The organism is Amycolatopsis sp. WAC 01416 (assembly GCF_003947485.1).
In the GTDB taxonomy this organism is placed as follows: Bacteria; Actinomycetota; Actinomycetes; order Mycobacteriales; family Pseudonocardiaceae; genus Amycolatopsis.
In genome coordinates this window covers 62,723-86,511 of sequence record NZ_QHHX01000003.1, presented here as the reverse complement: position 1 = coordinate 86,511, position 23,789 = coordinate 62,723, and the positions used below count along the sequence as shown (strand labels likewise).

Here is a 23,789-nt window from a genome sequence, read left to right as displayed (position 1 = left end):
CACGCGTATACATTCGATACAAACCCGCGTCAGTACACCGAAAGCCCGCGCTCGGCCAGGGATTCCTCGACGCGCAACCGTTCGATCGCGCGGTCGAAGCCCTCCGGCAGCTCGTCCAGCCGGTGGTCGACCTCGACCTCCCGGCAGGCCTGGACGAGCAGCGCGTCGTACGCCTGTCTGGTGCCGTACCGGCGGACGGCGGAAGCGCCGGACGGAAGTTCCGCCAGCAGCCGGTGCACCCGGCGGAGATCGGCGGCGAGCTGCTCGATGGGCGGCCCGGCCGGCGCCTCCGGTTCCCGGCGCCGCCGCCACCGGCGCACCACGGCCGGCACTTTCAGCGCGCACCAGAAGAGAACCGACGGCGCCACGGCGACAACGGTGTACAGCGCGACAGGCCCGGTGGCCATGCCCCATGGTAATCCCGCTACGAGCGTCGGCGTTGCTTGCGGGCGCGCTCGGCGAACAGCAACCCCACTCCGGCGGCCACCATCAGCGCGCTCGCCACCACGTGCATCCCCGGCGGAAGCAGGTGGAGCTGGACGAACCAGCTCGGATTCGTACTGCCCAGCAGCCGGTTGATCAGCCCTCCCCCGCCCTGCACCAGCAGGAGGATCCCCAGTAGTTCGATCATCGTCGTGTCCCTTCCGAAACGCGGTCGTCGTTCTTGGGTGAAAGCTCCTGCCACAGCGGCCCGGTGGCGAACCAGATGGCTGTCACGACCCCCAGCCGCGGCAACCAGCCCCACAACGGCGCGACCTGTTCGCCATCGCCCACCAGGAAGATCAGCCCCAGCAGCACGGCGGCGGCGATCCCGCACGCCAGTACGCATTTGCCCCATTCACGCCATTCGACGCGGGCCTTCTCCCGTCCCCTCGGCTTGGGCGGCGGGGGCGGCCCGCCGGCGAACCGGTGCGCGAACCGCACGTCGGCCCACCGGATCATCGATGGCCCGAACACCACGCTGAAGCCGAGATACACCGCGGCGAGGCCGTGCACGAAGTTCGCCTTGCCGCCGCCTTGGAGGTCGAGCACCGTCGCGACCAGCACCACGATGTCGATCACCGGGGTGAGGGCCAGCAGCACGGTGCTCGTCCGTTTGAGCCGGAGCAGGTAACGGGCCAGCAGGCCGGCGCCGATGGCGACCCAGAAACCGATCTCCCCCGCGGCGATCACCGCCGCCATCGGATTCTCCGCGAAAAAGTCCCAGATCTTGTTCACCCTCCGAGCTTCGCCCCCGACGGCGGTCCGGCGCGTCGGTGAAGGGCAGGAGAGCATCGTCATCAGTTCGTAGGACCCCGCCGCCCGCCCCGGTGTGCTGGGATGGAGTGGTGCCCACGTTGGTCCCGCGCCTGAATCACCTTCCGCTGTGGAAGCAGGACCTCGTCATCGCGCTCGGCACCTGGCTCATCGGCGTCCTGGTCTACCTCAGCGGCACGCAGGTGCTGCTCAACGGCCCGGACTCGACGCCGCTGTGGATCCGGCTGACCGAGCTGACCGCGTTGTGCGCGCTGGAGATGCTGCGCCGCAAGGTCCCGTGGGCGCTGCTCGGCGCGCTGGTCGTGGTCGCCGTCGACGTGGCGATCAGCCCCTCGTTGCCGATCCTCGTCGTCTTCACCGACTTCCTCTACGCGACGACGCTCTACGGCTCGCGGCGGATGAGCAGGGTGATGATCGGCATCGCCGCGATCGGGACACTCGCGGTGATCTGCCTGGCGCTCGTCCTCTCCTCGCAGTGGCGGACGGCGATCCTGGTGGCGTTCGCGTTCCTGCCGTTCCTCGTCACCCCGGTGTGGTGGGCGGCGAACGTGCGGCAGCAGCGGGACATCGCCGAGAACGAACGGGCGAACGCGGTCCAGCTGGCCACGATCGGCGAACTGGACCGGAGGGCCGCCGTCGCCGGGGAACGTTCGAAGATGGCGCGGGATCTGCACGACGTCATCGCCGGGCATCTTTCGGCGATCGCGATCCAGTCCGAGGCCGCGTTGTCGATGGCCACCGCCGACCCGAAGCTGTCCAGGAAGGTGCTGGAATCGGTGCGGGAGAACAGTGTGAGCGCGCTGGACGAGATGCGCGCGATGATCGGGCTGCTGCGCGCGGACACCGAGATCGAGCCGACGGCGCCCGCGCGGCTGGCCGAACTGTCCAAACTGGTCGAATCGGCGCGGGCGAGCGGGCTGGAGGTCGAGCTCGGTTCCGTGCCGGACCCGTCGTCCCCGCTGCCCGCCGCGGTCGATCTGACCGCGTACCGGATCGCGCAGGAAGCGCTGACCAACGCGGTGAAACACGCCCCCGGCGGACGCGCGGTCCTCGACATCCGCTCGCGCGGCGGCATACTCACCGTCGAGGTGCGCAATGATCTTCAGCCGGGCCGCCTCGACGACGGCGGGACCGGACTCGGTCTGCTGAACATGCGGGAACGCGCCGCCGCGGTGGGCGGCACCCTCGCCGCCGGGCCGTCCGGCGGCGGCTGGCTGGTCCGCGCCGAACTGCCTCTGGAGGGGTCTTGACCGTCAAAGTCCTGGTCGCCGACGACCACGGCGCGATCCGTGCCGGGTTGATGATGATCCTCGGGAACGCCGAGGGTATCGAGGTGGTCGGCGAGGCCGCGGACGGCGCAACCGCCGTCCGCCAGGCGAAGGCGCTGAAGCCGGACGTCGTGCTGATGGACGTCCGCATGCCCGGCGTCGACGGCATCGCGGCCACGCGGGAACTGACCGCGGAGGGCCTGTGCGAAGTCCTCGTGCTGACCACCTTCGATCTCGACGAGTACGTCCACGCCGCGCTGCGGGCGGGCGCGGCCGGGTTCCTGCTGAAGTCGGTGGAGGCGGCGAGACTGATCGAAGCGGTGAAGCTGGTCGCGGCGGGCGAAGGGGTGCTCGCCCCGCAGGTCACGCGGAAGCTCATCGCCGCCTTCGCCGCGGGGACGCGCGAGCCTTCCCTCGTCCCCGCCGGGCTCGGAGACCTGACCGAACGCGAGCGTGAAGTGCTGGCGTGCCTGGGCGGCGGCCTGTCGAACGCGCAGATCGGCACGCGGCTGCACATCGGCGAGACCACGGTGAAGACACACGTTTCGCGGGTGCTGACGAAGCTGGACCTCCGGTCGCGGGTGCAGGCGGCGATCCTCGCGCAGGAGAACGGCGTCGTGCTGGAGAGGTGAACCCGCACCGATCTGCGAGGTGGCCGGTGTTCTTCTAGCGTGACCTCTCATGCGGCGAACTCTGGACGTGGACGAGGTCCTGAAACGGCAGGATTCCGGTGAGCTGAAACGCCGTCTGCACGGGCGGGATCTGGTCGGCTTCGGGGTCGGCATCATCATCGGGACCGGGATCTTCACCCTCGCCGGGGTCGAAGCGAAATCCCACGCGGGCCCGTCGGTCACGCTCTCGTTCGTGCTCGGCGCCGTCGTGGCCGGGATGGCCGCCCTCTGTTACGCCGAGCTCGCCTCCAGCGTGCCGACGGCGGGCAGCGCCTACACCTACGCTTTCGCCACCCTCGGCGAGACTTTCGCCTGGATCATCGGCTGGGATCTGCTGCTGGAATTCGCCCTCGGCGCGGCCGTCGTGTCACGCGGGTGGTCCGGCTATCTCGCGAATCTGATGGGGCTCTCCCCCGACTGGTTCGGCGAAGACGCGAAGGTGAACATCGGCGCTGTCGCGATCATCGCCGTGTTGACCGTGATCGCCGTCCTCGGGATCAAGGAATCGGCGCGCGTGACGAATCTGCTCGTGCTGGTCAAGGTCGCGGTGTGCGTGCTGATCCTCGCGGTCGGCGTGTTCTACATCCGCGGCGAGAACCTGACGCCGTTCATCCCGCCCGCGCAGGCACCGACGGAGACCGCGAGCACCCTGCATCAGCCGATCGTGCAAGCCGCGCTCGGGCTCGAACAGTCCGTCTACGGAATCGCCGGAATGGTGACGGCCGCCGCTGTCGTCTTCTTCGCCTACACCGGTTTCGAGGCGCTCGCCAACCTGGGCGAGGAGACCGTGAACCCGAAACGCGATCTGCGGGTCGGCATCCTCGGCGCGCTCGGGGTCTGCGCGCTGCTCTACATCGGTGTCTCACTGGTCCTGACCGGGATGGTGCCGTTCGCCGAGATCGACACGGGCGCCCCGCTCGCCGACGCCTTCGACCGGGTCGGGCAGCACTGGGTGGGCGCGCTGATCTCGCTCGGCGCGGTCACCGGGCTGACATCGGTGATGATGGTGGAGCTGGTGACGATCGGCCGGATCGGGTTCGCGATGGGCCGCGACGGCCTGCTGCCGAAGAAGTTCGGCACGGTGCATCCGCGCTGGGGCACCCCGCACCGGATGACCGTCGCCGGTGCCGTGCTGATCGCGGCGCTGGCCGCCTTCGTGCCGATCTCCGAACTCGCCGACATGGTCAGCATCGGCGCGCTGTCGGCGATGATCATCGTCGCGGTGGCGGTCCCGGTGCTACGCAAGCGCCGTCCGGATCTGGAGCGCCCGTTCACCGTGCCGTTCTCGCCCTACCTGCCCATCGCGGCCGCGCTGGCGTGCTTCTATCTGATGCTGAACCTGGACGTGATGACCTGGCTGCGGTTCGCCGCGTGGCTGTTGCTCGGCCTGCTGATCTACGTCTTCTACGGGCGCGGGCATTCGCGCTTCGCGAAGGACGAAGTCAGCTCCACAGACCTGCCGTCGTGATCGCGGACGCGGCGGCCTCGGCGTCGGCGTCGTCCACCACGATCAGCATCCGCTTCAGCGCCGCGGCCACCCATTCCACCGGCTGGTCGTGCAATCCGTTGTCCCCCAAGGACGGATAACCGTCCATGATGGACACCAAGGTTCCTTCGGCGCCGATCCGCATCCCGGTCGCCAGCACGAAATGCCCGGCGGGCGGACGCCAGCGGGACGACCACAGCGGCGGGATACCCGTGTCGAGGTAGTCGAGCAGTGCTCGCACCGGCGTGTCGTGCGCACCGAATTCGGCCGGGTCGACCTCCGCGATCAACGCGACCCTCGGCAGCCGCCACAACGCGGCCAGCAGCATGAACACCGATTGCGGCGCCCAGTTCCCGGTGGCGGACACCGCGGCGAGCCGTCCGCCCGACAGCGTCCCGATCGCCCGCGACAGACCCTCCGGCGTGGTACCCGCCAGCGCCGCGACCTCGTCCTGGCCCGCGACGTCGAAACCCGCCGCGCGCAGGGCGGCCAGCGCGGTGAACGGCCCGGCGAGCCCGTCCTTCTGCGGGAGTTCGGCCCGCGCGACGGCGACGAGATGCTCGCCGCCGGGCAGCCAGCGGCGGCCGGACAGCCCCGTCCGGTCGCCGTCGATTCCGGAGGACATCAGTCTTCGAACGTCCACGACCGCATGATGAACGGTCCGTCGTTCGACGCCCCTGCCGAGGCGTAGGTCGCCAGCGCGGCCTCGTTGTCCCTTTCGACCCCGACCCACATCCCGCGGCAGCCGCGTTCCCGCGCGATCCCGGCCAGCGCGTCGACCAGGTCACGGCCGATCCCGCGCCGCTGGTAGTCCGGGCTGACGTCGAGTTCGTTGAGGAACATCTCGGTGCCCTTGTCCGGATGCGTCACCTCGGTGCCGGTGATCATCCCCGCGGGTACGCCGTCCTCGTAGGCGATCAGGAGATGGTTCTCCTCGGCCGCGAGGAACTTCTCGGACGCCGCCCGTTGCGCCGGGCCGTCGAACAGGTGCTGGGCGGCGACCACCTCTTCGACGGTACCTGCCCGCCGGATCTCGGCCACGTGTCCTCCTGGTGCTCGAAGCGCCACAGACTGGTCAGTATCCCGCTCAGGAAGGCGCCGGGCCATCGCGTTTCCCCGGCGAACGCAGCGCGACCCCGGCGACGACGGCCAGCGTGCCGATCGCCTCGGGCAGGGTCGGGACCTGCCGGAGCCACAGGAAGCCGATCAGCCCCGCCGTGACCGGCAGCAACGCCAGCAGCAGCGCGAACCGCGCCCGCCCTGCCTTGCGGAGGACCACTTGGTCGAGCGCGTACGGCACGACGGTCGAGAGCACGCCCACCCCGATGCCCAACAGCAGCAGACGTGGCGAAGCCCACACCTCGCCGGTGCCGAACGCCAGCGGCGACAGCACCACGGTGCCGACGGCGAACCCGACGGCCAGCCCGTCGATCCCGTTCCCGCCGACGGCGACCCGCTTCCCGAGCAGGATGTACCCGGCCCAGGCGGCCGCCGCGGCCAGCGCGAACAGCACACCGAGCAGGCTGCCTTCGAGCCGGACGTCCGCGATGGCGATCACCCCGGCCGCCACCAGCAGCAGCGCGAAGACGTCCCGGCGGGTGCGCGAACCGAACGCCGCCACCACCACGGGTCCGGTGAACTCGAGGGCGACCGCGGTGCCGAGCGGCAACCGCGCGATCGCCTCGTAGAAGAGCACGTTCATCCCTGCGGTGACGATGCCGAAAGCACCCGCGAGCAAGAACGTGCGCCCGGTCCACGCCGAGCGGGGTGGCCTGCGCCACGCCAGGAGGACCACCGCCGCCCCGAGACAACGAAGCCAGGCCACCCCCGCGGGTGAGGCGACCGAAAAGAGACCTACGGCGACGGCCGCACCGGCGTACATGGAAATTCCGCTGAGAACGAACAAGACCGGCGCCGGCGCGCTCGGAAGACGGTTCCGGACGACTGCGATACCCACGCTCGCATGGTGCCTGACGTGGGAAAAGACGGTTCCACGGGGAGTCTTCTCCTACGTTGCGTGATTACGCTACGGCATACGAGGTAATTACCAGTGACAAATGAGACACCCGCACGGGAACACTTGCGGGTCGCCAAACGTCTGGAAGAGTGGAAGCACGAACACGGCGGGGCCGGGAACGAACGTTGCCGGCATCAGTGCCGAAGTGGTCGTAGCTGGATCGATGGCACCGGGCCACCGGTGCCGGGACGGAGGGAGACTCCAATGACTTCACCGACGCTCACCCGCCCCGAACTGACCGCTGCCGACCGATGCGACCGGTGTGGAGCTGCAGCCCAGGTTCGGGCCATTCTCAGCACCGGTGGCGAGTTGCTCTTCTGTGGTCACCACGCCCGCGCACACGAAACGAAGCTCAAGGAAATGTCCGCGGACATTCAGCGGTAGCCCACCAGTACACGACCACCCGGCGGCCGGCCGCTCCTGATGGAGCGCGCCGGCCGCCCTGTTTTGTCTCAGGGGTCCTGGGCGCGGTTCAGGAGCGGCCGCGGCCATCGTGCGGCTTCCAAAAACATACAGACAGCATGTATGTTAGTGCCATGACGACCAGCGACCTCCTCGGCGAGGTGCACGAGGCCGACCTCGGCAGCGCCCGCATCCGCTACCGCGACCGCGGCGAAGGCCCTCCCGTGGTCTTCGTGCACGGCCTGCTCACCAACGGGCTGCTCTGGCGGAAGGTGGCCCCCGCGGTCGCCGACGCCGGTTTCCGCTGCCTGACCCCGGACTGGCCGCTGGGCTCGCACGACATCCCGGTCCCCCAAGCGGACCTGAGCCCGCCCGGGGTCGCCGCGCTCATCGCGCGATTCCTCGAAGTGCTCGACCTGACCGACGCCACCGTGGTCGCGAACGACACGGGCGGCGCGCTCACCCAGCTGCTCATGACCACGAGCCCGGAACGGGTGGGCAGGGTCGTGCTGACCCCGTCGGATTCCTTCGAGCGCTTCCTGCCGCCGATGTTCAAGGGGCTGAGCACGCTGGCGCGCCTGCCCGGCGGCGTCCCGGCGATGATCCAGGCGTTGCGCTGGCGATGGCTGCTGAAGACGACGGACTTCCTCTGGCTGGCCAAACACCCGGTCCCCGGCCATATCCTCGACGCCTACCTGCTGCCCAGCCGCCGTGACCGGGCGATCCGCGAAGACCTCGCGCGGTTCCTCGCCGGGGTCGACAACCGATACACCCTGACCGCCGCCGAGCGGCTGCCCGCCTTCGGGAAACCCGTCCTGCTGGCCTGGGCGCCCGAAGACCGGCACTTCCCGCTGTGGCTGGGCGAGAAGCTCGCCGGGGTCCTGCCGAACGCCGAATTGAAGACGATCGAGGACTCCTACGCCTTCGTGCCGGAGGACCAGCCGGAGCGGCTGAGCGCCGTGATGGTGGAATTCCTGCGTGCCCACGCCACGACGTAGCCAGACCGAACGATCGCGATCGACGCGGACCGCGCTGATCACGGCGGCGCGGACGTTGTTCGCCGAACCGGGTTACGCCGCCGTGCCCGCCGACGAGATCGTCCGCGCGGCAGGCGTCACCCGCGGCGCGCTGTACCACCACTTCGGGGACAAACAGGGCCTGTTCCGCGCCGTGATCGAGCAGATCGAAACGGAGATCACCGAGGAACTCCAGACCGTCCTGCGGGCGACGGAGGATCCGTGGTCGGGGGCGCTCGGAGTGCTGAGCCGGTTCCTGGACCTGTGCCTGCGGCCCGAGGTGGTGCGGATCGCGCTCACGGACGCCGTCTCCGTCCTCGGCTGGCAGGAGTGGCGCGAGCTGGAGAATCGGTACGGACTGGGCCTGATCACGGAGATCCTGGAAGCCGCCGCCGCGGACGGCCTGCTGATCGAGGCGCCGATCCCGGAGCTGGCGCAACTCGCGCTGAGCGCCTGCGCGGAGGCGGCACTGATGATCGCGCACGCCGAAGACCCCGAAGCGGCGAAGGAGAAAGCCCTGGCCGCCCTGGTGGCCCTGCTGTCCGGCCTCGTGAAGCAGCCCGGCTGATCCTCGGTCACCAGGTGCCAGGAAAGGACCGTTCCTGGCAAATTTCGCAAGGAACGGTCCTTTCCTGGCATTCGCGCAAGGCCTAAACGGTGTCCAGGATCATCTCGAAGGCCGCTTCGGCCGCACCCAGGAGCTTCACGTCGGCACCGAGCGCCGAGCTCACGATCTGCGTCCCGCCCACGGCCCGGCTGACCAGGCTCCGCCGCCGGACCTCGGCCGCCACCGACCGCACCACCGACTCGGGCAGCACGGTGAGCAGGTCACCCAGCACGACCAGCTGCGGGCCGAGCAGGTTGACCACGTTCACCAGGCCGAGCGTCAGCCATTCCGCGAACTCCGAGAGCCGCTCCTCGGCCGCGTGCGGGTCTCGGCCCAATTCGCGGAGTTCGAACATGATCGCCCCACGCGGGGTGTCCTCCGGCAGGTCGAGCGCGCGGCACAGCGCCGCCTCGCCGACCTCGGTCTCCCAGCAGCCGCTGGACCCGCAGTAGCAGGGACGGCCGCCCGGCCGGATCGCCATATGCCCGATCTCGCCGACGTACCCGGCGCCGCCGCGCAGCGACGAACCGTCCGCGATGATCCCTCCCCCGACACCGACGTCGGCGGAGACGTACACGGCGTCGGACGAGCCCCGCGCGGCGCCGCGCAGGTGTTCGGCGATGGCACCCAGTTCGGCGTCGTTGCCGACCAGGATCGGGATACGCAGCACACCGCCCAGCCGTTCCCCGAGCGCCACGTCGGTCCAGCGCAGGTTGGGCGCCTCGTGGACGTACCCGTCCATCCGGCGGACGACGCCGGGCACGGACACTCCCGCGGCGATCGGCTGCACACCGAGGTCGCCTGCCAGCACGGCGGTCGACTCGATCACATGCGTGATCACCTCGCCTGCCTCCCGCATCCGGCCGTGGAGGTTCCAGCTGTTGCGCCCGAGGATCTGGCCACCGAACCCGACCAGCGCGATCGCGACGTGTTCCACCTGGAGGTCGACCGCGAGCACCACCGCCGCGTGCGGCTGCGGCAGGACCAGGAGCGAGGGGCGGCCCGCCCCTCGTCCCGGCCTCGGGACCCGCTCCTCGACGACCCCCGCTTCCGCGAGGCCGTCGACAAGGGTCTTGATGGTGCTGCGGTTGAGCCCCAGCTCGGTGGCCAGGGTCGCCCTGGTGCTCGGGCCGCTGACGTGCAGCAACCGGAGCAAGGTCGTGCGGTTGTGCCTGCGCACCTCGTCTGGTCGTGCAACGGGTGTGCTGGTCACGGGCTTCATCATTCCATGCGGACTCAGCGCGGCGACGCAGCCGCGCGGCGCCGGGACAGCGCGTCCACCGTGGCCGCGAGAAGCAGCACCAAACCGGTGACGATGTTGACCACCGCCGCCGACTGCTTCAGCAGGCCCAGCGCGTTCTCCACGACCGCCAGCACGAGACCACCGATCACCGCGTCGACGACCCGGCCCTTGCCGCCGAACAGCGACGTACCACCGATGACGGCGGCACCGACCGCGAACAGCAGCGTGTTGAGGCCACCGGCCTGCGGGTCGACCGAACCGACCTTCGACGAGTAGACGATCGCGCCGATCGCCGCCACCGCCGAGCAGATGACGAACACCGAAGCGCGGATCTTCTCGACGTTGATACCGGCGCGGCGGGCCGCCTCGCGGTTGCCGCCGACGGCGTAGATGTGGCGGCCGTACTGCGTGCGGTTGAGCACGTAGGTGCCGAGCACCAGCAGGCCGAGCACGATCGGCACGACGTACGGGACGCCGGAGATGACGATGTTCGGGTTCGGCGCGCGGTTCAGCGTCAGCAGATAGGTCGCGATCGCGGCGACCACGCCGATCGCGCCGACCTTGAACAGCACCATCGGCGTCGGCTGGGTGACCAGGCCGCGTTTGAGCCGGGAGAAGTGCTGGCCCAGTGACACCGCGGCGAAACCACCGGCCGCGACCAGGAAGAGGATCCAGCTGCCCATCGTGGACAGGTTGCCGTTGGCGACCTTGAACAACACGTCCGAGGTGCTGATGCCGAGCGTGCCGCCCTCACCGATGAACTGGAGGATGACACCTTGCCAGGCAAGGAAGAGCGCCAGCGTCACGACGAACGAGGGCATCCCGATCTTCGAGACGAGGAACCCGGTGAGGACACCGATCGCGCCACCGACGCTGATCGCGAGCACCATCTCGATCCACGGGTTGGCCGCGGCTCCCGACAGCACCAGCGCGATGGCGAGCACGGCGAATCCGACACCCGCCCAGATCCGCAGGATCACGCCGAGCAGCGCGGCGATCGCGAGCACCACGAGGAACGCGATGAACACGCCGTTCCCCATGCCGCCCAACAGGTTGCCGTTACGCACGTAATGCATCGCGAGGACGGCGGCGGTGACGCCGGACGCGGTGCCCGCGGACAGGTCGATCTCACCGAGCAGCAGGACGAACACGATGCCCATCGCGATGATCGCCTTGCCGGCGCCCTGTGCCATCAGGTTCGCGATGTTGTTCATCGTCAGGAAGGTGTCCGACAGCGAGGCGAACACGATCACCAGCACGAGCAGGCCGAGCAGCGCCGGGAGGGAACCCAGCTGCCCCGCCTTGAGCCGGGAGAAGTAGTCACCGACCGCCTCGCGCGTTGACATCGATGTCGTGTCGATGCCGAAATCCGTGATGGCCGCCGACGGGTTGAGCGCGGCGGCCGACGGCTTGCCCCCCTCCGGCGAGGCGGGCTTTGCGGGTGTCTCAGTCATTTCCGGTTCTTTCTCGCCTGGTTCTAGAGGACGGCGGCTTCGGGGCGGGCAAGGCCGAGGTCGCCGGATCGGCCGGCGGTGATCAGTTCCACGACCTGGCCGTGGGTGACGTCCTTGGTGTGCACCTCGGCGACGAGACGGCCGAGGTAGAGCACCGCGATACGGTCGGCGACCTCGAAGACGTCGGCCATGTTGTGGCTGATCAGCACCACACCCAGGCCCTGCTCCGCGAGGCGGCGGACGAGGTCGAGCACCTGACGGGTCTGCGCGACACCGAGCGCGGCGGTCGGCTCGTCGAGCAGCACCACCTTCGAGTCCCACAGCACGGATTTGGCGATCGCGACGGTCTGCCGCTGCCCACCCGAGAGGGCCGAAACGGGCGTGCGGACGGACTTCACGGTGCGGACCGAAAGCGAGGCGAGCGTCTCGCGGGCGGCCTTCTCCATGCTGGCCTCGTCGAGCAGCCATTTGCTGCCGCGTTCCCGGCCGAGGAACATGTTCTGCACGATGTCGAGGTTCTCGGCGAGGGCGAGGTCCTGGTAGACGACCTCGATTCCCAGATCCGCGGCGTCACGCGGGCCGTGGATGTTCACCGGTTCGCCCTGGAACTTCACCGTGCCCGAGTCGTAGCCGTGGATCCCGGCGATCGACTTGACCAAAGTGGACTTTCCGGCACCGTTGTCGCCGACCAGCGCGGTGACCTCGCCTGCCCGCACGTTGAAGTCCACGTCGTGGAGGACGTGGACCGGCCCGAAGCTCTTGTTCAGCTGCTTCAGTTCGAGGATGGGTTCGCTCATGGGGGTTCTCGAATTCTCCCGGCTGGAGACCGGGCCGGGGCGCTTGTCTGGCGAGAAGCGCCCCGGCCCGGTTGTCTGGATTTAACGGGTCAGGAGATACCGAGCTGCGTGCACGCCGCGGCCAGGTCGCCGCCGCAGATCTCGGCCGCCTTGACGTAGCCCTGCGTCACGACCTCCTTGACACCGTCCTTGGTGGTCATCTTCGGCTCGAGGAGCACGGACTTGACCTCCCGGTTGCCCTTCGGGTCCTTCGCCTTGCCGGTGGCCAGCGCGTCGGCGCCCGCCTTGTCACCCTTGGCCAGCAGCACGGCGAGCTTCGCCGCGGCTTCGGCCTCTTCCTTGATCGGCTTGAACACGGTCATGTACTGGTCGCCGCGCAGGATCGCCATGAGGCCGTCCGCGGTGGCGTCCTGGCCGGTGACCGGGACCTTGCCGTTGAGGCCGTTCTTCTTCAGCACGGTGATGACCGCGCCGGCGAGACCGTCGTTCGCGGCGACGACGCCGTCGACCCTGCCCTTGTTGTCGGTCAGGATCTGCTCGAAGGTCTGGCCGCCCTTCTGATTGTCCCAGTTGTCGATGGCCTGTTCCCGCACGAGCTTCAGGTCGCCGGCGGCGAACTTCGGCTGCAGCACGGACTTCTGGCCGTTGGCGAACAGCGTCGCGTTGTTGTCGGTCGGGGCACCCTCGATCATGACGACCTCGGCGCCCTTCTTGTCCTTCAGCGCGTCGGCGAGTCCCTGGCCCTGCAGCTGGCCGACCTTCTCGTTGTCGAACGAGACGTAGTAGTCGGAGCTGCCGCCGAGGTTCAGGCGGTCGTAGTCGATCGTCGGGATACCCGCGGCCTGCGCCTTGCGGGCGACCGCCGAGCCGACCTCGCCGTTGATGGCGGCGATGATCAGGACCTTGACGTTCTGCGCGATCATGCCGTCGGCCAGCGTGGTGAACTTCTGGACGTCACCCTGGGCGTTCTGGACGTCGGCGTCGAAGCCCGCGTCCTTGAGCGCCTTGGTCAGGAACGGCTTGTCGAAGGACTCCCAGCGCGCGGAGGTGGCGGTCTCCGGCAGGATGACGCCGACCTTGCCGCCCGCGGCGGCACCGCCGGGGGCGGGCGCGGACTGCGAGGAGTTGCCGCTGCCCGAGTCGGCGCTGTTGGCGCCGCAGGCGGAAAGCACCAGGCCGGCGCCCACCGTCGCGGCGAGGAGGGTAAGGGTTCTGCTGCGCATCCTCGTTCCTTCTCCGATCTTGCTCGCGGGCGGCGATCCTGGAGGACCGGTCGCACCATCGCGCATATGTTGTGGGCGACAACATATGCCGCCGAATGTGTCCCGGGGAAGACGGCTGAATCGATTAAGCCTCATCAAATGGACACGGTTTGGCAACGTGGCCGTAGCAAGCCGTACGAAGTCCGGGTTCGCTGACGGTGTGACCGCCACCACTCACTCACCGTGACGGCAGCAGCGGCAGCGGCGCGCTGACCGGCGCCTTCGCTGGACCGAGCCGGGGGTCTCGCGTGCTTGGACGGCCGACTCGCGTGATCCAACGGCCGACTCGCGTGAGTGGGTGGCCGACACGCGTGTCGGCCACCCACTCACGCGAGTCGGCCGTCCAGTCACGTGTGCCGTCCGTCTGATCACGTGTGTCGTCCGAGCAGGCAGTGGTACCTCGGACACTCACGACGCCGCTTCCGCGTGCCCAATGCAATGAAGGGGCCTTTCATAGCAAAATTTGCTATGAAAGGCCCCTTCATTGCACGGGGTGGGGAGCGGTCACCAGGAACGCAGGGTGACGATCCGCTCTTCGAGCTGTTCGACCGAAGCCATCGCGGTCGGCGGTCCACCGCAGACGCGGCGCAGTTCGTTGTGGATCGCGCCGTGCGGCTTCTTTGTCCGGTGGTGGTGCACGCCCACCAGCGCGTTCAGCTCCTTGCGGAGGCTGCCGAGCCGCTCGCTGACCGACTGCGGCCGCGCGACCGGGGCGGCTTCCTCGGCCTTGGGTTTGCGCCGTTTCTCGTCGGAGAGCTGCTCCTCCTGCCGCTTCCGCAGCAGGGCGCGGACCTGGTCCGGCTCCAGCAGCCCCGGCAGGCCGAGGTACTCCTGCTCCTCGTCGGAACCGGAGAACACCGCGGTGCCGAAGGAGTTGCCGTCGTAGATGACCTGGTCGAGCTCGGCGGAGGCGCCCAGCGAGGTGAACGCCTTCTCCTCCTCGCCCGGCTCGTCCTCGGTGCGGTTGGCCTGGGCCAGGAGTTCGTCCTCCCAGCCCTCCTTCTCGCGGTGCGGCTTGCCGAGGACGTGGTCGCGCTGGGCTTCCAGCTCGCTGGCCAGTTCCAGCAGCACCGGCACACTCGGCAGGAAGACCGAAGCCGTCTCGCCGGGTTTGCGGGAACGCACGTACCGGCCGATGGCCTGCGCGAAGAACAGCGGGGTCGACGCGCTGGTGGCGTAGACGCCGACGGCGAGACGCGGGACGTCGACGCCCTCGGACACCATCCGGACCGCGACCAGCCAGCGGTCGGTCGAATCGGAGAACTCCTTGATCCGCCCGGACGCCTTGGGGTCGTCGGAGAGGACGACCGTCGGGGTCTGGCCGGAGAGGCGCTCCAGGATCTTGGCGTAGGCGCGCGCCGAATCCTGGTCGGTGGCGATCACCAGACCGCCCGCGTCCGGGATGCCGTTGGCGCGAAGCTGCGCGAGACGTGTGTCCGCGGCCTGCAGCACCGACGGGATCCACTCGCCCGCCGGGTCGAGCGCCGTGCGCCAGGCCCGCGCGTTCTGCTCGGCCGTCAGCGGCTCGCCGAGCCGCGCGGTGAACTCCTCCCCCGCGCTCGTGCGCCAGGAGGCCTCACCCGAGTAGGCAAGGAAGACGACCGGCCGGACGACGCCGTCGGCGAGCGCGTCGGCGTAGCCGTAGGAATGGTCGGCCTTGCTGCGCTGGAAACCCGAGCCGTCGGGCTCGTAGGTGACGAACGGGATCTGCGAGTCGTCGCTGCGGAACGGCGTCCCGGTCAGCGCCAGACGGCGGACGGCGGGCGTGAACGCCTCTCGGACCGCGTCGCCCCAGGACTTCGCGTCACCGCCGTGGTGGATCTCGTCGAGGATGACCAGGGTCTTGCGGTTCTCGGTGCGCACGCGGTGCAGCGTCGGATGCGCCGCGACCTGCGCGTAGGTCACCGCGACACCTTGGTAGTCCCGCGAGGTGACGCCGGTGCCGTTTCGGAAGTTCGAGTCGATCGCGATCCCCGCGGCCGCGGCCGAGGCCGCCCACTGGTGCTTCAGGTGCTCCGTCGGGGCGACGATGGTGATCTTCTCGACGGTCCGGTCGCTCAGCAGCTCGGCCGCGATCCGGAGACCGAACACCGTCTTCCCCGCGCCCGGCGTCGCGACGGCCAGGAAGTCCTTCGGTTTCTTCGTCAGGTACTTCGTCAGCGCTCGCCGCTGCCAGGCACGCAGCGGCCGGGCGGTGCTGTCCTTCGCCGCGGGAGGCGCGCCCAGCTCGCCCCGATCGCGTTCAACCGTTTCCGCCATGCCGGCCCCCTCCTCCCACACCCGAAAACACCTGGTCATCCGCCCTGTCACAAGCGAAAACCCCCACTTGGGTATCCGGCTGCGACGCCGGCGCCTGACGTGAGGGCACTCCGAAGAGACTACCTGCCGCGCCCATGGAACGCCGGAAGCGCCACCCCCGTTGTCGGGTTACTCACCCGAAAACCCAGGGGTGACGAGCCGAATGCCGCAGCATGGACCATGCTGGACACCGTCAAGGGCGCTCGGCGCCGGCGGAGGAGCTGCATGAGCGAGGAGAACGGCCGTCCGGATACGGCCGCCGAGGTCGCGAAGGGCCGCAGGGGTCCGTTGCGCCTGCTCAGCCGCACGCTCAGCAAGGCGTGGGACGGCAACATCTTCTCCGAGGCCGCCGAAGCCGCGTTCTGGCAGACGCTGTCACTGCCGCCGCTGCTGCTGGGTCTCCTCGGTTGCCTCGGCTTCGTCGGCGACTGGTTCGGCCAGGAGGTCGTGGCCGCCGTCCACGACCGGATCATCACCTTCAGCAAGACGATCTTCAGCGACAACGCCGTCCACGACATCATCGAGCCGACGGTCAACAGCATCCTGTTCGTCGGCAAGGGCGAGATCGTCTCGGTCGGTTTCCTGATCTCGCTCTGGGCTGGTTCGTCGGCGATGTCGTCGTTCGTCGACGCGATCACCGTGGCGCACGACCAGTACGGCGTCCGCAACGACGTGTGGCAGCGGATCTTCGCGCTGCTGCTGTACCTGGCCGGGCTGGTGATCCTGGTGGTCGGGCTGCCGCTGCTGGCGATCGGGCCGGACCTGCTCCCCCAGTTCTTCCCCACCGACTGGCGCGACACGGTGTCCTACTGGGTCGGCACGCTGTACTACCCGGTCCTCGGGGGCATGATCGTGCTGGCGCTCACCACGCTCTACAAGCTCGCACTGCCGCGACGGCTGCCGTGGCATCGCGGCCTGCCGGGCGCGATGCTCGCCATGATCGTGTTCCTGCTCTCCAGTGTGGGCCTGCGGATCTACCTGAACTGGATCACCAAGACCGGCTACACCTACGGCGCGCTCGCCGCGCCGATCGCGTTCCTGTTGCTGATGTTCTTCATCGGGCTCGCGGTCGTCTTCGGCGCGTACTTCAACAGCGCGATCCAGGAACTGTGGCCCGCCAAGGCGACGAAACGCCAGCGCCGCAAATGGCGGCGGCTGGAAATGGAACGCGCCAGCGAACGGATCCGCGCCGAAGAGGGCCGCAAACTGTGGGAACGGACGACCGTCCCGCTCCGCCGTCCCCGTCAGAACGACGAGAGCGAACCGGAACGATCCGTGAACGAAGAAACGCAGAGCGAAGCCGATCAGGTGACAGAACGGCGAAGTTGAGCGCGGTCGGGGTAAACCCTCCTCCCGAAGTCGTACTCCGGTTCCACCCGTGGTGTGAATCCAGTCCACCCCCCGCCATGAAAAGCTCGCGGTAACCCACCCGTCCGAGCTATTCCTGGGGGATCCCGCCATGTCCACGCTGGCCAGACTGAGCCTGCGCAACCGAAGTCTCATCGGGCTGCTCGCCCTGGTGGTGATCGGCTTCGGCGCCTTCGCCCTGCCGCAGCTGAAGCAGCAGCTGTTCCCGTCACTGCAGTTCCCGCAGGCGCAGGTCATCACGCCGTACGCGGGCGCGTCGCCGGACGCGGTCGACCGTCAGGTCACCGAGCCGCTCGAAGGCGGCCTGCAGGGTTTGAAGGGGCTCGAAGAGCTGAGCTCGACGTCGTCGGAGGGACTGTCGCGGATCACCGCGCAGTTCGAGTTCGGCACGGACATCGACGCGGCCGTCGGGCAGATCCAGCGCGTCGTCGACGGGCTCAAGGCACGGCTGCCACAGAACAGCGAGCCGTCGGTGTCAGCCGGGTCCACCGACGATCTCCCGGTCGTGCTGCTCGCCGCCGGGACCACCGGCGACCCGCAGGCGCTCGCGCCCGCGCTGACCGGGGAGGTCGCGCCGGAACTGCGCAAGATCGACGGCGTCCGCGAGGTCGACGTGACCGGCGCCCGGCAGCCGCGGGTCACCATCGCACTGGACTACGCGAAGCTGGCCGCCGCGGGTGTCGACCCGTCGTCGATCGCCACCACGGTGCAGACCGCCGGTGCCGCCGTCCCGGCCGGGACGCTGACCGAAGGCGACAAGACGCTCACCGTCCAGGTCGGCGGCGGACCGACCACAGTGGACACGATCAAGAACCTTTATCTGACACCGGCGGCGACGCCGGCATCGCGCCCCGGCGCGCAGGCCGCCAAGCCGGTGAAGCTCGGTGACGTCGCCGACGTCCAGGCCGGATTCGCGCCGCCGACGTCGATCACCCGCACCAACGGCAAGCCGAGCCTCGGTCTCTCGATCACCATGGTGGAGAACGGGAACGCGGTCGCGATCTCGGAATCGGTGCGGGACAAGCTGCCCGAACTGTCGAAGAAGATCGGCGCCGAGATGAGCGTCGTGTTCGACCAGGGCACCCCGGTCAAGGACGCGATCAGTGGACTGACCACCGAAGGCCTGCTGGGGCTGGCGTTCGCGGTCGTGGTGATCCTGCTGTTCCTGCTGTCGCTGCGGTCCACGCTCGTGACGGCGGTGTCGATCCCGCTTTCGGTGGTCGTGGCGCTGCTGGCGCTGTGGACCGGCGATCTGTCGCTGAACCTGCTCACCCTCGGCGCGCTCACCATCGCCATCGGGCGGGTGGTCGACGACTCGATCGTGGTGCTGGAGAACATCAAACGACATCTGGCGTACGGCGAGGAGAAGGAACGCGCGGTCCTCGACGGCGTGCGCGAGGTGGCGGGCGCGGTGACCTCGTCCACCCTCACCACGGTCGCGGTGTTCCTGCCGATCGCCTTCGTTGGCGGGTTCGTCGGCGAACTGTTCTCTCCGTTCGCGATCACGGTCACCGTGGCGCTGCTCGCGTCGCTGCTGGTCTCGCTGACGATCGTGCCGGTGCTGGCGTACTGGTTCCTCAAGCCGCCGAAGACCCCCGCGAACGAGCGCGAAGCCGAGCTCACGCGTCAGGCCGCCGAGGACAAGGAACGCCGCGGGCTGCTGCAGCGCGGGTACGTTCCGGTGATCCGGTTCGCCACCCGGCGCCGCGTCACCGTGGTGCTGCTGGCGCTGATCATCTTCGGTGGCACGGTCGGGCTGGCGTCGCAGCTGAACACCAACTTCCTCGACCAGTCCGGCTCGACGACGCTGAGCCTTTCGCAGAAGCTGCCGCCCGGCACCAGTTCCGAGGCCAAGGAGAAGGCGGCCGGCGCGGTGGAGCAGGCGCTCGCCGCCGAACCCGCCGTCGAGACCTACCAGGTGAGCATCGGCGGGGGCGGCTCCGCCGGCGGGGGCGGGACGGCGACCAACATCCAGGTCACCGTCGCCAAGGACACCGACCTCGACGCGCTCTCGGAGCGGTTGCGGGGCAAGCTCGACAAGCCGGAGCTCGGCGAGGTCAAGATCGGCGCGGAAGCGGGCGGGTTCAACTCGGACCAGGTCTCGATCACCGTCACCGCACCGGACGAGGCGGCGCTGAAGCCCGCCGCCGAGCAGGTCCGCCAGGCCCTGTCCGGAGTGCCGGACCTGACCGAGGTGACCAGTGACCTCGCACAGGGTTCGCCCCGGGTGCAGGTCGAGGTCGACGCCGCCAAGGCCGCCGCGAGCGGGCTTTCGGCGACCACGATCGGCCAGATCGCGAACCAGGCCATCGCCGGCCGCACGGTGACCCAGTTGCCGGTGGACGGTCAGCGCACGGACATCGTGCTGCGCGCGGGCACGGCCCCGGTGTCGGTCGACGCGGTCAAGGCGCTGCCGATCCCGAGCGCGGCCGGCGTCGTCCGGCTGGACTCGGTCGCCAACGTGTCCACAGTGGACGGACCGGCGGCGGTGCACCGCACCTCCGGCGAGCTGAGCACCACGGTCACCGCCAAGAACACCGGCGCGGACCTGGCCGCCACTACGAAGGCCATCCAGTCCAAGTTGGACGGGCTGACCTTCACCGGCGGCGCGGCGTACAAGCTCGGCGGCGTCAGCGAGGACCAGCAGGAGGCCTTCGGGAACCTGTTCCTCGCACTGCTGGCCGCGATCGCGATCGTGTACCTGATCATGGTGGCGACGTTCCGCAGCCTGCTCCAGCCGCTGATCCTGCTGGTGTCGATCCCGTTCGCGGCGACCGGCGCGATCGGGCTGCTGCTGGCCACCGGAACCGCGCTGGGCCTGCCCGCGCTGATCGGGATGCTGATGCTCGTCGGCATCGTGGTGACCAACGCGATCGTGCTGATCGACCTGATCAACCAGTACCGGGCTTCGGGGATGAGCGTCGCCGACGCCGTCGTCGAAGGCGGCAGGCGACGGCTGCGGCCGATCCTGATGACCGCGGCGGCGACCATCTTCGCGCTGGTCCCGATGGCGCTCGGGCTGACCGGCCAGGGCGGGTTCATCGGCCAGCCGCTGGCGATCGTGGTCATCGGCGGCCTGGTCAGCTCGACCCTGCTGACGCTGATCCTGGTGCCGACGCTCTACACGATGGTCGAGACCCGGAAAGAGAAGCGCCGCGCCAAGAAAAACACCCGGCGGTCTTCGGCCCCGGCCACCGAGACGCTGACACCCGAGCCGACCGCGTAGACCTGGGGGACGGAAGGCACGCCGGGGCCGGGTGGGCGCCCGGCGTGCCTTCCACTCACGTGACGGAAGCCGTAACTCGCGTGATTGGAGCCGTAACTCGCGTGATTGGACCAGTTACGCCTTCAATCACGTGAGTTACGCCTGCAATCACGCGAGTTCCGCGTCTGATCACGCCTTCCGGAACCGCCAAGTCTTGCTGTCGAACGCCACGCACCACGACGGCGACAGCATGATGACCCGCAGGGTCCCGTCGGCGGCGACGTCGATGCCCTCGGTTTCGAAATTCCCGCTGCACGTGCTCTTCAGGGGCAGCTGCCCCAGCGAGGTCACCCGCCCGGTCACGTCCGAACCGGACAGCGCGCCGGAAAGATCCACCTGCAGCAGCGGCTTCGTGGTCCCGAAGAGCGAGCCCTCGGGATCGTCGGACGCGCACAGCAGCCGGCTCGCGGTGACGAAGTCGCAGCCCTGGATGTCCCGCACCGGCTTGTCGAGCCGGATCGCGGACGCGTACGGCAGGTTCGCCGACGGATTCGTGTGCGCGACGCCGGGCATCGGATGCACGAGGAGCCGGTCCATCGTGCCCCACTCACCGGCCACCATCCAGCGGGCGTCGGGGGTCACGGCGGCGAACGAGTTGTTGTTCGCTTCCCACGACTCCAGCGTGTGCGTGTAGTTCGCCCACGTCCCGTTGGGCGACTCGACGCGGAAGAGCTTCGCGCCCCTGTCGTCGCGCTGGTACGGCTCGACGTACCAGCCCTGCGCGGAGCCCGGATCACCGACGTGGTTCCAGCCCTGCGACGACAGGTTCACCGGAACCGTCGCGATCCCGGTGTAGCGGTAGATGGTCCCGGACGGCCGTTCGATGGTGGCCAGGCCCTGGCCCTCGTCGAGCGGCCGGGCGTTGTCCGAGCCGACCGTGGTCCAGCCTGTGACGGCTTGGGCGGCGGCGGGTGAGAACACCGCGACCAACGCGGCGATGGCGAGCACGATCCCGGTTCTACGCATGAAGGCTCCGTCCCGGCGGGTTTTCGCTGGCGGTAATGAATTACCAGCGAAAACCGGGACGGGCAGCCACCATGTGAAGGATTTTCAGATTTTGTCCGGTTTCGGACACGGCACGCGGAAGACACCGGACGCGGTGTCACCGGCAGCCGGTCAGTCGCCCGGCTTGAGACCGTCGTAGATCTTCTTGCAGTCCGGGCAGACCGGCGAACCGGGCTTCGCCGACTTCGTCACCGGGAAGACCTCGCCGCACAGCGCCACCACGTGCGTGCCCATGACCGCGCTTTCGGCGATCTTGTTCTTGCGCACGTAGTGGAACATCTTCGGCGCGTCGTCGTCGGTGCTGTCGGTGCCCTCGGGACGGGTATCCGGCTTCGGAAGGGTCTGTGTACTCACCCCTCCATAATGCCCCAAATCCTCCTGCGCACACCGGCGACCTGGCAGGATCTCGCCCATGTTCCAGAAGGTGCTCGCGACGTTCGGTTCCGGTGGGGCGAAGATCGACGCCCGGCTGCTCGACCGCACGGTCTCCCCCGGCCGCCCGTTGCGCGGCGAGGTCCTGCTGCTCGGCGGCGAAGTCGATCAAGAGATCAACGGTCTCTCGGTGAAGCTGCTCGCCAGGGTCACACTGCCGGACGAACGCCGCCCCGGCGTCGAGGACCTCGAGTTCGGCGTCCAGCAGCTGGCGGGCAACGAGCGGATCGCGCCCGGTCAGCAGATCCGCCTCCCGTTCGAGGTGGCCCTGCCCTGGGAGACGCCGATCTCCAGCATCTTCGGCAAACCGCTGAACGGGATGGCCGTCGGCCTCCAGACCAGCCTCGACATCGCGAACTCCGTCACCGACCCGGTCGTCGTCGTCGCCGACGCGGCCGAGCCGCTGCCCGCGCAGAAACGGATCTTGGACGCCTTCAGCCGGATCGGCTTCGTCTTCCGCGAGGCCGTGCTGGAACGCGGCCGGATCAACGGCGCGATCCAGCAGCTCCCGTTCTTCCAGGAGATCCGCTTCACCCCTTCACCGCGGTTCGCGCCCGTTTTCACCTCCGCGGCCGTGACCTTCCTGTCCTCGCCCTCGGAGACGCAGGTCGTGCTGGAGGTGACCAAACGGGTCCGGGTGTCCAAGAGCGGCGGGTTCGGCGGACGCGGCCAGGAGTTCCTCGGCCTGTTCAAGGTCGACCACGCCGCGTTGGAGCGGGTCAAGTGGGAGCCGCAGCTCGAGGGCTGGCTCCACGAGGTGGCCAAAGCACGCGGGATCTTCGACTGAGGTGGAGGCGCGATGACGGAACCGTCGGCGACCAGGCCCCACATGCCGGGTTACGGGACGGCTCCGGCCGGGGACGGCACCGGTCTGCTGCCCTGGTCCTGGGCGGAGACCCGGCTGCGGGACTCGCACGACTACTGGGTGGCGACGGTCACCCCCGGCGGCCGTCCGCACCTCATGCCGGTGTGGGCGGCCTGGACGGGTGACGCGCTGTGGTTCTCGTCTTCGCTGCGCTCGGCCAAGGCGCGCAACGTCGCCGCCGGTTCCGCGGTCTCGGTGTCGACCGACGATCCTTACGAACCCGTGGTGCTCGAAGGCCCCGCCGAGATCGTCACCGACCTCGGCGCGCTGCGGACGTTTCTCGACGCCGTGAACGGCAAGTACAAGACCACGTACGGAATGGACATGCTCGACCCCGCTTCGAACGCGTCGATCCGGGTCCGGCCACGGAAGGTGTTCGGCATGCTGGAAAAGGACTTCTCGGGATCCCCGACTCGCTGGGTGTTCCCGGCATGATCTGGGCCACCGCCGTCACCAGGCTCGGCGGCGATCACCTGATCGCCGCCGTCGCGTGGAACGACCTCGAAACCCGCTACGCCGAACCGCATCGCCGCTACCACGATCTCCGGCACGTCAAGGCCGTCGCCCGGGACAGCGGGGACCTCGCCGTCGCCTTCGGCCTGGGTTCCCGCGAGCGAGCACTCGTCGCCATCGCCGCCTGGACGCACGACGTCGTCTACGACGCCCGCCCCGGCGAGGACGAACGGGCGAGCGCGGCCTGGACGCGTGCCGAGCTCACCAACGCCGGCGTCCCCCAGGCCGACGTCGAGCGCGCCGGGGAACTGGTCCTCGGCACGATCCACCACTCCGCCCCGGACGACGACCTCCTCGCCACCGCGCTCCTCGACGCCGACCTCGCGATCCTCGGCGCCACGCCGGAGCGCTACGAGGAGTACGCGAACGGTGTCCGGGCGGAGTATTCGATCTACTCCGACGAGGAGTGGCGGACGGGCCGCTCGGCCGTGCTGGAAAACCTGCTGGCCCGGCCGAGGCTGTACCGCAGCGACATCGCGCGGGCACGCTGGGAGAGCAAGGCGCGGGAGAACCTCGCGAACGAACTGACCCGATGGCGTGACGCGGACCCACATCACCGATGA

Annotated in this window: 24 protein-coding genes; 11 read left to right on the top strand and 13 right to left on the bottom strand. The window is 69.1% G+C overall.

Annotated features, from left to right (window positions below):
• Positions 1 to 29: 29 nt before the first annotated feature.
• From DL990_RS10300 to DL990_RS10290, 3 genes are read right to left on the bottom strand one after another with little or no spacing between them, the layout of a single operon-like run.
• Positions 30 to 407, bottom strand: coding sequence for a hypothetical protein (locus DL990_RS10300; RefSeq protein ID WP_125780252.1), 378 nt, complete (start codon positions 405 to 407; stop codon positions 30 to 32).
• A 17-nt stretch (positions 408 to 424) separates the two neighbouring features.
• The gene (locus DL990_RS10295) at positions 425 to 631 is read right to left on the bottom strand and encodes a hypothetical protein (RefSeq protein WP_125780250.1); all 207 of its coding nucleotides are present in this window, start codon (positions 629 to 631) and stop codon (positions 425 to 427) included.
• On the bottom strand, positions 628 to 1,218 hold the full coding sequence (locus DL990_RS10290; RefSeq protein ID WP_125798543.1) for a hypothetical protein: 591 nt from the start codon (positions 1,216 to 1,218) through the stop codon (positions 628 to 630). The genes DL990_RS10295 and DL990_RS10290 overlap by 4 nt, the downstream gene beginning before the upstream one ends.
• A gap of 110 nt (positions 1,219 to 1,328) precedes the next feature.
• Here DL990_RS10290 and DL990_RS10285 point away from each other — a divergent pair, with 110 nt between their 5' ends.
• The 3 genes from DL990_RS10285 (at position 1,329) to DL990_RS10275 (ending at position 4,664) form a co-directional block, all read left to right on the top strand.
• Positions 1,329 to 2,507 (top strand): sensor histidine kinase, encoded by a 1,179-nt coding sequence (locus tag DL990_RS10285; protein ID WP_125780246.1) that lies wholly within the window; start codon positions 1,329 to 1,331, stop codon positions 2,505 to 2,507.
• Positions 2,504 to 3,157, top strand: a complete 654-nt coding sequence (locus tag DL990_RS10280; protein ID WP_125780244.1) for a response regulator transcription factor — start codon at positions 2,504 to 2,506, stop codon at positions 3,155 to 3,157. Before DL990_RS10285 ends, DL990_RS10280 begins: the two co-directional genes overlap by 4 nt.
• Before the next feature lie 67 nt (positions 3,158 to 3,224).
• The gene (locus DL990_RS10275) at positions 3,225 to 4,664 is read left to right on the top strand and encodes an APC family permease (protein WP_125780415.1); all 1,440 of its coding nucleotides are present in this window, start codon (positions 3,225 to 3,227) and stop codon (positions 4,662 to 4,664) included.
• On the opposite strand, the gene DL990_RS10270 is transcribed toward DL990_RS10275, so the two are convergent.
• Genes DL990_RS10270 through DL990_RS10260 form a run of 3 tightly spaced genes read right to left on the bottom strand, consistent with a single transcriptional unit; the run spans position 4,639 to position 6,564 of the window.
• On the bottom strand, positions 4,639 to 5,307 hold the full coding sequence (locus tag DL990_RS10270) for a hypothetical protein (protein ID WP_125798884.1): 669 nt from the start codon (positions 5,305 to 5,307) through the stop codon (positions 4,639 to 4,641). The two genes, DL990_RS10275 and DL990_RS10270, sit on opposite strands and share 26 nt — an antisense overlap.
• On the bottom strand, positions 5,307 to 5,723 hold the full coding sequence (locus DL990_RS10265; RefSeq protein ID WP_125798542.1) for a GNAT family N-acetyltransferase: 417 nt from the start codon (positions 5,721 to 5,723) through the stop codon (positions 5,307 to 5,309). Before DL990_RS10265 ends, DL990_RS10270 begins: the two co-directional genes overlap by 1 nt.
• Before the next feature lie 46 nt (positions 5,724 to 5,769).
• Positions 5,770 to 6,564 carry a DMT family transporter gene (locus DL990_RS10260; protein WP_125780240.1) on the bottom strand — a complete coding sequence of 265 codons (795 nt, stop codon included), beginning with the start codon at positions 6,562 to 6,564 and terminating at the stop codon, positions 5,770 to 5,772.
• Positions 6,565 to 6,903: 339 nt separating this feature from the next.
• Here DL990_RS10260 and DL990_RS41730 point away from each other — a divergent pair, with 339 nt between their 5' ends.
• The 3 genes from DL990_RS41730 (at position 6,904) to DL990_RS10245 (ending at position 8,685) form a co-directional block, all read left to right on the top strand.
• Positions 6,904 to 7,083, top strand: a complete 180-nt coding sequence (locus tag DL990_RS41730) for a hypothetical protein (protein WP_016332937.1) — start codon at positions 6,904 to 6,906, stop codon at positions 7,081 to 7,083.
• A gap of 152 nt (positions 7,084 to 7,235) precedes the next feature.
• Positions 7,236 to 8,099: an alpha/beta fold hydrolase gene (locus DL990_RS10250; protein ID WP_125798541.1), complete on the top strand. Its 864-nt coding sequence runs from the start codon at positions 7,236 to 7,238 to the stop codon at positions 8,097 to 8,099.
• Entirely contained in the window at positions 8,080 to 8,685 is a 606-nt protein-coding gene (locus tag DL990_RS10245; protein ID WP_125780236.1) for a TetR/AcrR family transcriptional regulator, read from the top strand. Before DL990_RS10250 ends, DL990_RS10245 begins: the two co-directional genes overlap by 20 nt.
• A gap of 82 nt (positions 8,686 to 8,767) precedes the next feature.
• On the opposite strand, the gene DL990_RS10240 is transcribed toward DL990_RS10245, so the two are convergent.
• The 5 genes from DL990_RS10240 to DL990_RS10220 form a co-directional block, all read right to left on the bottom strand.
• A complete protein-coding gene (locus DL990_RS10240) occupies positions 8,768 to 9,949 on the bottom strand; it encodes an ROK family transcriptional regulator (protein ID WP_125780234.1) in 1,182 nt (393 codons plus the stop codon).
• Between the two features lie 11 nt (positions 9,950 to 9,960).
• Positions 9,961 to 11,421 carry a sugar ABC transporter permease gene (locus tag DL990_RS10235; RefSeq protein WP_125780232.1) on the bottom strand — a complete coding sequence of 487 codons (1,461 nt, stop codon included), beginning with the start codon at positions 11,419 to 11,421 and terminating at the stop codon, positions 9,961 to 9,963.
• A gap of 23 nt (positions 11,422 to 11,444) precedes the next feature.
• The gene (locus DL990_RS10230; RefSeq protein WP_125793637.1) at positions 11,445 to 12,218 is read right to left on the bottom strand and encodes an ATP-binding cassette domain-containing protein; all 774 of its coding nucleotides are present in this window, start codon (positions 12,216 to 12,218) and stop codon (positions 11,445 to 11,447) included.
• Positions 12,219 to 12,307: 89 nt separating this feature from the next.
• Positions 12,308 to 13,441, bottom strand: a complete 1,134-nt coding sequence (locus DL990_RS10225; protein WP_125780228.1) for a sugar ABC transporter substrate-binding protein — start codon at positions 13,439 to 13,441, stop codon at positions 12,308 to 12,310.
• A gap of 543 nt (positions 13,442 to 13,984) precedes the next feature.
• On the bottom strand, positions 13,985 to 15,739 hold the full coding sequence (locus DL990_RS10220) for a DEAD/DEAH box helicase (protein WP_125780226.1): 1,755 nt from the start codon (positions 15,737 to 15,739) through the stop codon (positions 13,985 to 13,987).
• 264 nt (positions 15,740 to 16,003) lie between these two features.
• Between DL990_RS10220 and DL990_RS10215 the strand changes: the two genes are divergently transcribed.
• Positions 16,004 to 17,107, top strand: a complete 1,104-nt coding sequence (locus DL990_RS10215; RefSeq protein WP_125798540.1) for a YihY/virulence factor BrkB family protein — start codon at positions 16,004 to 16,006, stop codon at positions 17,105 to 17,107.
• A gap of 130 nt (positions 17,108 to 17,237) precedes the next feature.
• Entirely contained in the window at positions 17,238 to 20,372 is a 3,135-nt protein-coding gene (locus DL990_RS10210) for an efflux RND transporter permease subunit (protein WP_125798539.1), read from the top strand.
• A gap of 168 nt (positions 20,373 to 20,540) precedes the next feature.
• Here the strand turns inward: DL990_RS10210 and DL990_RS10205 are convergent, their stop codons facing one another.
• Positions 20,541 to 21,377 (bottom strand): hypothetical protein, encoded by an 837-nt coding sequence (locus DL990_RS10205; RefSeq protein ID WP_125798538.1) that lies wholly within the window; start codon positions 21,375 to 21,377, stop codon positions 20,541 to 20,543.
• Positions 21,378 to 21,527: 150 nt separating this feature from the next.
• Positions 21,528 to 21,770: a DUF3039 domain-containing protein gene (locus DL990_RS10200; RefSeq protein WP_199746296.1), complete on the bottom strand. Its 243-nt coding sequence runs from the start codon at positions 21,768 to 21,770 to the stop codon at positions 21,528 to 21,530.
• A gap of 58 nt (positions 21,771 to 21,828) precedes the next feature.
• Here DL990_RS10200 and DL990_RS10195 point away from each other — a divergent pair, with 58 nt between their 5' ends.
• From DL990_RS10195 to DL990_RS10185, 3 genes are read left to right on the top strand one after another with little or no spacing between them, the layout of a single operon-like run.
• Positions 21,829 to 22,635, top strand: a complete 807-nt coding sequence (locus DL990_RS10195; RefSeq protein WP_125798537.1) for a sporulation protein — start codon at positions 21,829 to 21,831, stop codon at positions 22,633 to 22,635.
• 12 nt (positions 22,636 to 22,647) lie between these two features.
• On the top strand, positions 22,648 to 23,148 hold the full coding sequence (locus DL990_RS10190; protein ID WP_125780215.1) for a pyridoxamine 5'-phosphate oxidase family protein: 501 nt from the start codon (positions 22,648 to 22,650) through the stop codon (positions 23,146 to 23,148).
• Positions 23,145 to 23,789 carry a hypothetical protein gene (locus DL990_RS10185; protein ID WP_125780213.1) on the top strand — a complete coding sequence of 215 codons (645 nt, stop codon included), beginning with the start codon at positions 23,145 to 23,147 and terminating at the stop codon, positions 23,787 to 23,789. The genes DL990_RS10190 and DL990_RS10185 overlap by 4 nt, the downstream gene beginning before the upstream one ends.